Genomic DNA, 13273 nt, shown 5'->3' with positions numbered 1-13273 from the left:
TACTGAGAAGTGATTTGAAACAAAAAAGTGGCCCGAAGGCCACCAAAAGGGAGGTGAAACTTTGTGATCTCACTGATTTGGTTTACCAGAATATCCATGCGAACAAAGCCAGAACAATGATAGCAACCACATTCAGGTAGCTACCTGCACGCATCATTTCGGATTGTTTGATATGGCCAGAGCCAAACACAATAGCATTAGGCGGTGTGGCTACCGGCAGCATAAATGCGCAAGAAGCAGCAACCGCAATTAGGGCGGAGAGAATCACGGGCGATACACCAAGCGCTTATGCAACGGTTGCGAAAACAGGAACCAATAGCGCTGCACTTGCGGTGTTACTCGCGAATTCTGTCAAGAAGACAACGAAAGCAACTACTGTTAACAGGGTGAAGAATACGCCAGCACTTGATAGGAAGCTGCTCAGGGATTCTGCGAGGAATACGCTGGTACCCGTCGCTTTCAGTACATTGCTCAGTGTCAAACCACCACCAAACAGCAACAAAATACCCCAGTCAGTTGTCTTTTCAATGTCCTTCCATTTGACGACACGGCTCCCGCCCAATAGAACGATCGCAGTCAATGCAACCAAAGAGTCGAACTTGCTTAGGCCGCCCAACATTTGGTTAATTGGTTTGCTAAAGATCCAACAAAGTGCAGTGAAGGAAAAGATAGCCAAGGTCAGGCGGCGGCCATTGGTCCATTCGATGGGTTTATGGTCGAGTTCAAACGTATGGTTCAAGTTTGGTTTGGTCAGGAAATACAGCACTGCGATGGTTAGAGGAAGCAGGGTCAAAGTGATCGGCAAACCAAGTTTCATCCAGTCTGCAAAGTTTAGATTCACCTCAGCGGCAGCGATGGCATTTGGTGGGCTACCCACGATAGTTGCAATGCCGCCGATACTCGCACAGTAAGCAATACCCAGAAGGACGAACACATAGGTGCCACGATCAGATTTCGCGTTAACTTTGCTCAGGACACCTAACACTAGCGGTAGCATCATGGCTGTTGTTGCGGTGTTAGAAATCCACATAGAAAGACCAGCAGTGACGCCAAACAGCATCATAACCGCGACGCTCATTCGACCTTTAGCCAGCAACAGCACTTTGTCAGCAATGGCCTGATCTAACTTCTGAACATGGAGCGCTGCGGCAAGCGCAAAACCACCAAGGAAAAGGAAAATAATGGGGTTGGCAAAGTTTGCCAGCGCCGCAGGTGTCTTGAACACTCCCAATCCAACGGCCATGAGTGGTACCAGTAGTGCGGTGATACTGACATGAAGTACTTCAGTGAGCCAAAGTACTGCAATAAATGCCAGCATAGATAGGCCGATCACGACGTTTTCTTCAAAAGGTAAAACATTCATCAGAATGACAAAGAGGGAAATATCTGCGATGAGAATCATGCTGTTTCTGTTGAACAACCAATCTTTGAAAGCAAGGGTTAATGCTGTCATTGGGATTCCTTATTATTTAAGTAGGGCAACATTTTTGTTTTAGTGGAGGCGTCTAAATCAACGCTTCTGTTATGAGCCATCGGCTATTGATGGGGGGCATTATTACGGAAAGATTGAATAGATAAGAGAGGCGAAAGCCACAGGGTTAACAGAATGTTGTGCGGATATTTAAAACTGGGATCTGGTGATTTTGGAATGGGTGGAAACCGACCCATTCATTTAAGGAAGGAGTTACATGGGGTGTCTAATTGTCAGAAAGTTTTTCGGTTGAAATGCTTTCTTTAGGGCCAAGGAACTTAGGTTGTTCGTTCAAGACATATATATCTAACACGGCTTTTACACGGGCGAGAGTCTCTCTTGCACGAATTTTCATACCAGCCGTTCCACCTGGGCTTGGTACTGCAAGGCATATAGCGTCGATATCATAGTAATCCGCAATGAACAGCGCGCGCTCACAGTGGAATGCCTGAGTGACTAAAGTAAATTCATCCGCATCAAACACTTTCTTGGCGCGAATGATGGAGTCAAGAGTCCGGAATCCAGCATAGTCGAGGAAGATGCGATCATCTGAGATCCCAGCTTTCAGCATGTCTCGCTTCATCGTCCATGGCTCGTTATAAGAACGGTGAGCGTTGTCGCCACTGAGGAGCATCACGTCAACTTTGTTGTTGAGATAAAGTTGCTGTGCCGCTTCGATACGGTAGGTGTAATAGGGATTGAGTGTTCTGCCAATATATTTGCTGGTTCCCAATACCAAGCCAATATGGCGGCTTGGCGTATTGTCCACTGTGTTGTATATACGATCTTTCGCTTGAAACGTCACCCAAAAGTCCATCGCTGCAATGGCAACAAGTGAGGCGACAATAACAGTCATGATTACAAAAAAAGCTTTACGGAATGACATCACAGTAAGGGGAAAATAAATATCAGCGGAAGAAACAGCAGGTTAAACCAAATTGAGGGAAATAACAAAAACAACCTCCGCAAAAGCAGAGGTTGTTTCAGGGGATGAGATTTAGAATGAGGTACGTTTGTACTGACGATACTTAGGTTGCCAGAAAATGGCGTCAATGCGTTCTTGCAACGCATCTTCTGCCAGCTCCAGTGCTACGCCTTGTTCGATCGCTTTTTTCGCTACTGCCAGTGCAATATGACGCGACACTGAATGGATCTCTTCCAATGCAGGCAACAGAGGACCACGACCAAATTTCGCCAATGGTGAGCATTCAGCCAACGCTCGGCTTGATTCCATCAACATTTCATCAGTCACGCGTTTTGCTTCAACAGCAAGCACACCTAAACCAATGCCCGGGAAAATATAGCTGTTGTTACATTGCGCGATAGTAAAGGTTTTACCACCATCCAAAACGACTGGCTCAAATGGACTACCCGTTGCGACCAGTGCTTCACCATTGGTCCATCGAAGGATATCAAACGGTGTTGCTTCTACGCGGCTGGTAGGATTTGACAGTGGAAAGACGATTGGGCGCTCGCAATTCGCGTGCATTTCCTTAATCACCTCTTCACTAAATAGGCCCGGTGCACCGGAAACACCAATGAGAACCGTTGGTTTGGCATTCTTAACGACATCTAACAGTGAAACGTTGTTGTCCTGCAGTTCCCAGTCTTTAATGGCGCGGGATTTCTGAACCAGTTTCTGTTGGAAGTCGAGCAGGTTTGGCATGGAATCAAGCAGCAAACCCCAACGGTCAACCATGAAGACACGCTGCCGTGCTTCTTTGTCAGTGATACCTTCTGAGACCATCTGAGCGATGATAGCCTCTGCAATACCGCAACCCGCGGAACCGGCACCGAGGAAGGTAATACGCTGTTCAGCCAGCGTGGTGCCAGCCGCTTTACATGCAGCGATCAGCGAGCCTACGGTGACAGCTGCGGTACCTTGGATATCATCGTTGAAGCAACAAACGCGGTCTTTGTAACGCTCAAGAATTGGCATTGCATTCTTCTGCGCAAAATCCTCAAACTGGATCAGAGCATCAGGCCAACGATGCTGAACAGCTTGGATAAACTCTTCGATGAAATCATCATAGTCTTGGCCAGTGACGCGGGTATGCCGCCAGCCCATGTACATTGGGTCAGAAAGTCGTTGTGGGTTATTGGTGCCAACATCCAGCACGATTGGCAACGTATAAGCCGGACTGATACCACCACACGCGGTGTAAAGTGCCAGTTTGCCGATTGGAATGCCCATACCGCCGATGCCTTGGTCGCCCAGACCAAGAATTCGCTCACCGTCGGTAACAACAATCACTTTTACGTTCTGACGGGACGCATTGTTAAGCATGTCATCGATGCGGTAGCGATTTGGGTAAGAGATAAACAACCCTCTGCCACGACGATAGATTTCAGAGAAGTTTTCACATGCTGCGCCGACTGTAGGGGTGTAGATGATTGGCATCATCTCAGAAATATGATTGTTAACCAGTCGGTAGAAAAGGGTTTCGTTAGTATCTTGGATATTGCGTAGATAGATATGCTTGTCCATATCGTTTTCAAAACGCAGATACTGCTTATAAGCGCGCTCTGCCTGTTCTTCGATAGATTCAATGGCTTCTGGCAATAGGCCTTCTAGGTTAAAGAACATGCGTTCTTCGACAGAAAAAGCGCTGCCTTTGTTAAGAAGAGGCGTTTCTAGCAATGCTGGACCCGCATATGGGATGTAGAGAGGACGTTTTTGATTATGCATGGAGAGGCAACTCTGCTCTTTCAGAATGTAATTAATACTAAAGTATAAGGCGTGAAAGTGTATTGTCGTTAACCTTTGGTATTCAAGTGCTTTTTGTTTTAAACGAGCGACTAAGCAGGAAAAGGTGAGGCGGTGAGAGCGTAAGGGGTGGAAAACGGCACATAGACACAAACCCTAGGGTACAATCTCAACAAACCAGAAACGTATATAAAAAGTCATGACCGACGGAAATAATCTGACACTTCCTATCGATAGTATTCAACAAGACGTTGAACAAATCCTTTACGAATTCAACTTAATCGTTCAGGCGGATACTGGAACGGGTAAATCAACCCGTCTACCCGTATGGGCGACTAAACTCGGTCGGGTATTGGTGATTGAACCACGGCGCGTAGCCTGCACTACTTTGGCTGGATTCGTCGCCGACACCATGAATAGCGAAGTGGGAGAGCGGGTTGGTTATGCCATCAAATTTGATTACCGCTTCAAGGAAAAGTCTGAGGTGGTGTTTGCCACACCGGGTGTCGTGTTGCGGTGGTTCAGTGAAGACAAGCTCAAAGGCTTTGATGTGGTGATGATTGACGAGTTTCATGAACGCCGGGCAGAGACCGATTTACTTGCAGCTTTATTGATAAAACACGATCAGCATCGCCTGATAGTGACGTCGGCAACGTTGGATAACCAAAGATTGGAAGCCTATTTCAATGCCAAAGTGATTGTAGCTGATGCAGAGAGTTACGGTGTCACTATACGTTATCACGCACTTGACTCCCAGCATATGCCGTCAGGAAAGTCGATTGAGGAACGGGTAAAACCTGTTGTGGCTCATGCTTTGGAGCGGGGAGGAGATGTGTTGGTTTTCCTTCCCGGTAAAAAGGAAATTGGTCAGTGCCAGTCAATGCTCAAAGCGCTTGATGTAGATGTCATTCCGCTTCACGCTGCAGTGTCTGATTCTGACAGGTTCCGTGCTTTGCATCAGTCAGACCGCCAACGTGTAGTGCTGGCGACAAATGTGGCAGAAACTTCACTGACGATTCCAGGCATTGTTACTGTTATCGACTCAGGCATGGAGCGCCGTACACACCAGAGAAATGGCAGAACAGCGCTTGCTCCCCACGCAATATCAAAGGCCAGCGCCAAACAGCGTGCCGGGCGGGCCGGTCGAATTTCTGCGGGATTTTGTGAGAGGCTTTTCGGAGAGCATGCTCCTCTGGAAGCTTTTACGCCACCAGAGCTTGAGCGGGAAGATCTCACTGAGACCATGTTAGCAGCAGCTTGTTGTGGTTCTGCTCTAGAGGATCTGACATTTCTATCGAACCTACCTGATAAATCACTGAACACTGCAAAGACACGATTAATCGAAATGGGTGCCCTTGCTCAAGACGGCGCAGTCACTGAGCATGGAAAGCGCATATATCCTTTGCCGATTGATAGTATTTTCGCTCACCTCATTTCGGTAATGGATACCAAATCAAACACCGAAGCCATGGTAGATCTTGCAGCAATACTTCAAACGCAAATGACGGTATGGAAGCGCAAAGGCGGTGAGCTTGCTTTAGACGATTACCGTAGGTGGAACACTTTCTCCTGTGACGTTGTCACAGCCATTGCCGTGCTTCGTGGTGAACAACCTATTGAAATTATTGACGTTGATGAATCAGCACTTGAGGAAGCGAGGAAATTGTCTGCATCTATTCGAGAAGTGTTGGAACTACCTGAATGGGAGGTTGCCAGCCGATTTTCCCGCGAAGCATTCCTGAAAAGCGTCCTGTCAGTGGCTCCCGAACTTGCTTATGTACGCCGCGAGAAACGCCAACAAGCTTTTGGTAATGGCTTAAACGAAGTCACTTTGAGTCGCGACAGTGATTTTCCTGCAGAGCCTCAGGCAGCAATTGTTTTTGACCAGTTCCACCTCGCAGGCAGAGGTGCCAAACAAACGACCTCATACGCCACATGTATGGCTGCTGTTCCCTTTACTTGGCTTGTTGATGCAGGGTTAGGTGAAGAGTCCGTTTCTGAATTTGATGACAGTGATGGCGTAGTGGTTGACGTCATTGAACGAATCTATGCAGGACGGGTAATTGGTGAATACAGACAAGCGGCGGAAGGAGAGAGCCTTATTCGGGCGCTGGCCACGCAAATCATTGATGGTCAGCTTTTTGAAGGTGCTGGCACTCGCCTAGTGAAAGAAGTGAAGTATTGGAATCTGTATCAGTCATTGACAGATGCACCAAACAACGCTGACGTTGATGTATTGTCCTGGCTTGAACAAGCCCTGCAGGATTTAGGGGTCGAAGCCGCGGAAGATCTAGAACTGATTGAAGGTGGTGATTTAGTCTTTGACGGCATTCCTTCATGGGAATTCGATGATTTCGCCGAAAAATATCCTTTGGAATTGACCCTCGCTGAATTGAAGTTGGATGTTGAATACCAAAAAGGGAAGCGGACAGTGGTGGTGCATCATGCTGGCGGCAACAGAAAAGATGGCCCCAAACGATGGGAACTCCCTTCATGGAGCGGGTGGAAAGTTCAATACCGGAAAGCTAGCCGCGTGATTGATGTGAGATAAACTGTTTATTGTGTAGAAAGGCCAGCTATTGGCACTGACCTTTCTTTTCAGTCAGTTAGGTGGAGTCTATCTCACACGCTTGAAGTGAGATTTCACCATTGCGTTGTTCAGCACTTCACTTTTCACCAGGTCGAACTGTTGGCGATGCTCTAAATCGCCAAACAGCTTGGCTCCGACGCCCAGCAATACCGGGATTTGGGTGATGATTAACTCATCAATCAAATCTTCGGACAGAAAGCTTTGTACTGTCTTTCCACCATCGATATAAAGATTCTTGAAACCTTGCTCATTGAGGTGTTTAAGGATCTCTGACAGTGCTCCTGAAACCAAAGAAGCTTTGTCTTTATGGGGGTCAGGGATTTCTTTCATAGTATTGCTAAGCACAAACACGGGTTTGGCATATGGCCAATCACAGTCAAATCCCAGTACTGTTTCAAAGGTGGTTCTGCCCATCACCAACCCATCAATGCCAGACATAAATTCGGACCAGCCAAAATCCGACTGTTCCGGGTTGGGAATGCTATGCAGCCAATCTAAGTTGCCATCCTTATCTGCAATGTAACCATCTAAACTGGTTGCGATATATACGATATTTGACATGGGGTCTCCAAAGAAACAAAAAGCCATTTACCGGTAGGTAAATGGCTTTTGATGTTCAATAGCTGGAATTAGTCGCGGAAGTTATCGAACTGGAAAGGCTGACCCAAGTCAGCTTCACGCACGACTTGCATTGCTGCCTGAAGATCATCGCGCTTCTTACCGGTGACACGAAGTTTTTCACCTTGGATCTGGGCCTGAACTTTGATTTTGGCTTCTTTGATCAGTTTGACAATTTTCTTTGCAACATCTGCCTCGATGCCGTTTTTGAAATGCACGTCACTGAAGAAAGTCTTGCCGGAGTGGACCATGTCTTTTGGCTCCATGGCTCGTGCATCCACACCACGTTTAGCGAGGTTGCCGCGCAGGATATCCATCATCTGATTGACCTGAAAATCTGACTCAGCAGCAACTTTCACGACTTCTTTATTGAGTTCGAAGCTGGCTTCAACATTGCGGAAGTCAAAACGGGTAGACAGCTCACGCTTCGCGTTGTCTACGGCGTTTTTCAGCTCTACGGTATCGATTTCTGAAACGATATCAAAAGAAGGCATAGTAATTTCCTGATATTTAACTGAAGTTCGAGCTTATCACATTCCCAACTCAGAGTGCGCTGTTACGTTTTGCTACGGCGTCAGAGAGCATCTGGAGCATTTTAGCAGTGTCGTCCCAGCCCAAACATGGGTCGGTGATAGATTGGCCATATGTGAGGCCACAAATATTGTCTTTGTCTACAGCCTGATTACCTTCTTCGATGAAGCTTTCGGCCATGATGCCAGCAATGAAAGCATCGCCTTCAACCAGTTGATTGCAAATGTCCGCAGCCACATCCAATTGGCGACGGTGTTGCTTCTCACAGTTTGCATGGCTGAAATCTACCACCAGGCGAGACGTCAGATTAAATGCTGAAAGGTTCGCAGCAGCGCTTTCAACGTCAGCTTTGTAGTAGTTAGGCTGGTGTCCGCCACGCAAAATGACGTGACCATAAGGGTTGCCGCTGGTGCGATAGATTGTCATCACCCCATTTTTGTCAGGCGAGCAGAACAGATGTGAAGTCTGGCTTGAGCGAATTGCGTCAATAGCGATTTTGATGTTGCCGTCAGTACCATTTTTAAAACCTACCGGACAAGAAAGCGCAGAGGCCATTTCACGATGGATTTGTGATTCGGTGGTACGCGCACCAATGGCGCCCCAAGTGACCAGATCGGCGATGTACTGACCGGTGATCATATCAAGGAATTCGGTCGCAGTTGGCATACCCAGTTTATTGACATCAAGGAGGAATTTCCGAGCTTTGAACAGACCAGCTCGGAGGTTGCAGCTGCCATCAAGATCTGGATCATTGATCATGCCTTTCCAGCCAACAACAGTGCGCGGTTTTTCAAAGTAGGTACGCATAACAACATGAAGCGTATCTTTGTGCTGGTCTGCTAGAACTTTCAAGCGTTTTGCATAATCTAAACCAGCATCTGGGTCGTGGATAGAACACGGGCCAACGACAACGAGTAATCGGTTATCGCGACCGGTGAGAATGTCTTCCGCTTGTTTGCGGGCATCTGCGATGTCTAGGGCAACACTGTCTGTAAGTGGAGATTCTGCTTCCAGTTCTGCAGGGGTTGGCAGCGTGTCAACAGGTTGCGTTCTTAGTTCGTCAGTTTTAATCGGCATGGACTCTGCCTTCCTTACTTCGGTGTCGTTGCGAAGGCAGTAAGATAGCAAAAAATAAGTGCTAGAAAAGCCATGATGTGATCTTTCATCGATTTATTCTGTCTATTGCCTTTGTTTTAACCGGAAAGATTCTTAAACAGCCGAGTTTTGTGTGGTCTTTATAAATAGAAAATTCATTTCGGATTTCTCTTGTAACGAGACGCCTCAGTGAGTATGTTTTCAACTAGATGGACGAAAATCAGTCGCTGCAAAGAATAAACGTCGATTATCCATCCTTTTCTTGCCGCAACAGGCACTTAAGTTTCTACAGGGCAGTATTGGTGCGCTATGTCTCAAATGGATTTAACCTATTCTCATGTTCTTAAAAATCCCTCTCAACTGGAAGATCAAAACACGTCGATTGGACTAGTCTCTCTTGGTGATTTATATCTCAATGCAGTCGGGACGCATCCGTCAGCATTAGATGACAGAAGTGCAACCAAGGACATATTGGCGTCGTTGCTCGAAAGAGCATGTAAAGCTAACAGTGATCGACCATTTCGCGTCATGTTAAATGATCAAAGTGCGCTGGCATTAAAACAATTGAAAGGTGCCGATTCCGAGCCAGAGGAGGCAAATCCAGCAATGGGCTTACGCGGAGTCTCTCGTTATGCGAGCGAAGCGGGCAAGCCGGGTTTCGTGTTTGAGTGTGAAGTATTGAAAAAAGCCATTCTGGAAAAGCAACTTCCGTTAGAGATTGTTGTGCCGTTTGTGCGCACGTCCAGCGAAGCCGCAACCGTGATTGATTTGCTGGCAGAGCAGGGGCTTTGTCGTGGCGCTAATGGCCTAAAGGTGCTTCTGGCCTGCCAGCTGCCAGCGAATGCTGTACTGGCTGAATCTCTGTTAGCTTACTTCGATGGTATCATCATTGATGTTGATAATCTGGCGGCGTTTACGCTGGCAGTCGATTTTGGTGATGAAGCCTTACCTTATGCATTTAACAAGCATAACGAAGCGGTTAAGAGCTTGATCAGAGACACCATTCGTAAAACGCAACTGGCAGATAAGCCTGTTCAGGTGTTGGCTCAGGAGTCAGATAAAGCGATTATCGAGTTGGCAGAAGGTGCGAATGTAGAGTTGGTGTATCAATAATTCATAGCTCCAGCTTAGTGAATTTGAACGCTATGCAATTTCGTGGCGTTTTTCGTTTGGGCATTGGATATAGCTCTCGCCCAATAAAGAACCAATCAGGCTTTTGTGATCAAATTACTGCAACCATCATGGCGTAAATCTCGTATACTGCGCATCAGTTAGAAAACCAATGAGCAACGCATCAATGATTAAAATCGGTCAGTTGAACCATCTTACCGTGGTGAAAGAAGTCGAGTTCGGCGTATTTGTCGACGGCGGAGATGAATACGGCAATATCCTGCTGCCAAAACGCTATGTGCCAAAAGGTACTCGAATTGGCGATGAGATCGAAGTGTTTATCTACTTTGATTCGGTAGACGATGTCATTGCAACGACTGAGACACCGCTTGCTCAAGTCGGTCAGTTTGCCAAGCTGAAATGTATCAACACTAAAGCTGTTGGTGCTTTCCTTAACTGGGGACTGCCAAAAGATCTGCTGGTTCCATTCAGTGAACAGCGTATTAAGATGCAAGAAGGCAGGGATTATCTGGTTTTCCTTTACGTAGATAATGCATCTGGTCGTATTGTTGGTTCTACCAAATTCAATAAGTTCTTAGATAAAACGCCCGCGCGTTATAAAAAAGGCGATCAGGTACACGTGACTGTGGCCGAGGAAACTGAGTTAGGTTACAAATGTGCTGTGAACGATGCACATTGGGGATTACTGTTCAAATCGGAAGTGTTTGGCAAGCTCTTCATCGGTAAAAACCTAAAAGCCTACATAAAGCAGATCAGAGAAGATGGCAAAATTGATCTCTCGCTGCAGAAACTGGGTAAAGGCAAGGTGGACGACCTATCAGAGAAAATCATTCGGACGCTCGATCGCAAAGGCGGATTCCTGCCTGTCAATGATAAGAGCAGTCCTGATCAGATTTTCGAACTGTTCCGAACCAGTAAGGCGACGTTTAAGAAAACCATCGGCGGACTCTACAAAGAACGTAGAATCCGAATCGAAAAAGATGGTATTTACCTCATCAAGTAAATGACCTGTTTTATTGCTTAGTCGAATTCATAAAGGTCGCGAAAGCGGCTTTTTTGTGTTTTTGTGACTGATCTTTGTTGAAGTTTGTCAAACAAAAAGAGCCCGGAACGATTCCTGTTCCGGGCTTAGGGGAATGGCTCGTAAGAGCCTTGCGCTAACTGGTTTAAATGGAGATTTGTAACACTTCAAAATTTAGCTCGCGCATGGCTCTTTCGGCGTTTCATGCTTGAGAATTTAGGGATCGTCTATTCAATAAATAGATTGACGTCTCTAACTAACTCTCTTGGAAGGCCATTTTTAATTCGGTTGCTGACCCATTTTCCGATGCCAATGGGTTGATGACGGTAACAAACGATAACTTCACCCACGCCGGTAAGATCTTGTGGTCGAATATCTCGACCCATATACCATTCTTTAGCGTCTTCTACTGATAGCTCTAAACACTTTGGCTCGTTGCCTTTTGCCAACGCCATGATGGTTTCGTGTTGCCAGCGGTAACCTTTCTTGTGCGATTCAGCGAGCTTCAGACCAATGCGGTCAAATTTGATCTCAGGAAGAATGTCTTCAACCTGTTCTGGGAAGATCCAGACTTCTTTATCACGAAGCCAAACATTAGAAAAATCGGGAACAGATAGTCCTAGTGTTTCATCCAGTGATTTTACGACATCGTTTGTCTCTTTAGGTTTGGCCTTTTGGAACGGAAATTTACGGGGGCGTTTTTTCACCATCTCCGAACCAACACTGTCGGTTTTTTTCAGGCGGGCGACGAAGAAGCCTTCACTGTCGAAAATCTGCGGGAAGACATGGAGAAAACCTTCCTCCGTACAAGCAGCATCAGCACCTTCAAACAGATCATTGAGAGGTTGGAACTCAACGGCATTGCCAAAGGTGTCTTTGATGAAATGGCAAATGTGCTGGTTTTCATCATGGTTGAGCGTGCACGTCGAATAAACCATGGTGCCACCCGGCTTCAGTGCGTGAAAGGCACTGACTACCAAATCGCGCTGGGTATTTGCGATGTCCTGAACGGATTCCAGACTCCAATTGCTGAATGCGTCTGCGTCTTTACGAATAGTGCCTTCTCCAGAACATGGAGCATCCAGCAAAATTGCATCAAAGGTTTCTGGCAACCAGTCACCAAATACGCGGCCATCGTAGTTTGTTAGAGCGGAGTTTAGGACACCACAACGAAGCAGGTTGGCGTGTAGAACCTTAATACGGCTTGCTGAGTATTCATTGGCAACCAAAAGGCCTTTATTGTTGAGCGCAGCGGCAATCTGAGTGGTTTTGGAACCCGGCGCTGCAGCCATATCCAATATACGATTTAACTCAATGTCATTTTCAAGCAGTGCTGTCACGGGGAGCATTGAGCTCGCTTCCTGAATATAGAACAGACCTGCCATATGCTCTGCAGTGTTACCCAGTGGAACCTTGATTTCGTCGTAATCATCCAGCCAAAACCCGGTATCACACCATGGTACAGGCGAAAGTTTCCAACCTTTTTCTTTGGCGCGCCCCAGAAAGTCATCGACAGAGATTTTCAACGTATTCACGCGAAGACTTCTGCGCAAAGGACGTTTACAAGACTCGATGAAATCAGTCATAGAAAGGTGAGAAGGCAGAATCTGTTCGATTTGGTTTAAGAACGATTCTGGGATCTTGATATTTGGATGCACCTGAAAGGTCTCTTGCTGGAGGTTACTGAACTGCAAAGTTTAAAAGGATTGCAGTCCAGAAACCAGTGGGAATAGTCGTTATACCCATATATGGTCTCCTCCTAGTTTGCAAGACGACAGGTTTGATTGAAGGGACAGGTTTGCTTTCATATATCCGGCCTGTTTGTGAAGCGTTGCTTCTGGCCTTGATGAGACTTCGCGCATACTGGCCTTATCAAACAATCGGCTTCTAGAGCCTCGGGTATAGCCAGGGTTTCAGTATGCCGGTCTGACCTGTTTTCATCTTGCCTGTTGCCTTCGCAACCTTGGTGTGATTTCCTTTTGTTCTAATGCTTTCTTATGCTGTCACTGGTTTATAGGTTTCTTGCCGTGTAACAACTACCCACGCTATCCGTATAAGCTTGTTCGCTAAGGCCACCGTCGCTTTGTTAAAGCCGCGCGTAGCAACTAG

9 protein-coding genes and 1 pseudogene are annotated in these 13273 nt (G+C 46.6%); 3 read left to right on the top strand and 7 right to left on the bottom strand.

Annotation, left to right across the window (positions count from 1 at the left end):
* Positions 1-82 precede the first annotated feature (82 nt).
* From GMA8713_RS20525 to GMA8713_RS20515, 3 genes and pseudogenes are all read right to left on the bottom strand, one after another.
* Positions 83-1453 (bottom strand): annotated as a pseudogene (locus tag GMA8713_RS20525) (SLC13 family permease).
* Between the two features lie 244 nt (positions 1454-1697).
* A complete protein-coding gene (locus GMA8713_RS20520; protein WP_062713756.1) occupies positions 1698-2357 on the bottom strand; it encodes a SanA/YdcF family protein in 660 nt (219 codons plus the stop codon).
* A gap of 111 nt (positions 2358-2468) precedes the next feature.
* Positions 2469-4160 carry an NAD-dependent malic enzyme gene (locus GMA8713_RS20515; protein WP_062713754.1) on the bottom strand — a complete coding sequence of 564 codons (1692 nt, stop codon included), beginning with the start codon at positions 4158-4160 and terminating at the stop codon, positions 2469-2471.
* Between the two features lie 217 nt (positions 4161-4377).
* Here GMA8713_RS20515 and GMA8713_RS20510 point away from each other — a divergent pair, with 217 nt between their 5' ends.
* Entirely contained in the window at positions 4378-6729 is a 2352-nt protein-coding gene (locus tag GMA8713_RS20510) for a helicase-related protein (protein WP_062713752.1), read from the top strand.
* A 66-nt stretch (positions 6730-6795) separates the two neighbouring features.
* On the opposite strand, the gene GMA8713_RS20505 is transcribed toward GMA8713_RS20510, so the two are convergent.
* From GMA8713_RS20505 to GMA8713_RS20495, 3 genes are all read right to left on the bottom strand, one after another.
* Complete coding sequence (locus GMA8713_RS20505; protein WP_062713745.1) at positions 6796-7329, bottom strand: dihydrofolate reductase family protein; 534 nt, start codon at positions 7327-7329, stop codon at positions 6796-6798.
* Between the two features lie 68 nt (positions 7330-7397).
* Complete coding sequence (locus tag GMA8713_RS20500; RefSeq protein WP_062713744.1) at positions 7398-7880, bottom strand: YajQ family cyclic di-GMP-binding protein; 483 nt, start codon at positions 7878-7880, stop codon at positions 7398-7400.
* A gap of 49 nt (positions 7881-7929) precedes the next feature.
* A complete protein-coding gene (locus GMA8713_RS20495; RefSeq protein WP_062713743.1) occupies positions 7930-8994 on the bottom strand; it encodes a 3-deoxy-7-phosphoheptulonate synthase in 1065 nt (354 codons plus the stop codon).
* Between the two features lie 327 nt (positions 8995-9321).
* Between GMA8713_RS20495 and GMA8713_RS20490 the strand changes: the two genes are divergently transcribed.
* Both GMA8713_RS20490 and GMA8713_RS20485 read left to right on the top strand, forming a co-directional pair.
* A complete protein-coding gene (locus GMA8713_RS20490; protein WP_062713742.1) occupies positions 9322-10125 on the top strand; it encodes a putative PEP-binding protein in 804 nt (267 codons plus the stop codon).
* Positions 10126-10309: 184 nt separating this feature from the next.
* Positions 10310-11146 (top strand): CvfB family protein, encoded by an 837-nt coding sequence (locus tag GMA8713_RS20485; protein ID WP_062713741.1) that lies wholly within the window; start codon positions 10310-10312, stop codon positions 11144-11146.
* Between the two features lie 245 nt (positions 11147-11391).
* Here the strand turns inward: GMA8713_RS20485 and rsmF are convergent, their stop codons facing one another.
* A complete protein-coding gene (rsmF, locus tag GMA8713_RS20480) occupies positions 11392-12822 on the bottom strand; it encodes a 16S rRNA (cytosine(1407)-C(5))-methyltransferase RsmF (protein ID WP_062713802.1) in 1431 nt (476 codons plus the stop codon).
* Positions 12823-13273 lie beyond the last annotated feature (451 nt).

The organism is Grimontia marina (assembly GCF_900060185.1).
Classification (GTDB): domain Bacteria; phylum Pseudomonadota; class Gammaproteobacteria; order Enterobacterales; family Vibrionaceae; genus Enterovibrio; species Enterovibrio marinus.
This window is presented reverse-complemented; position numbering and strand designations above follow the sequence as displayed.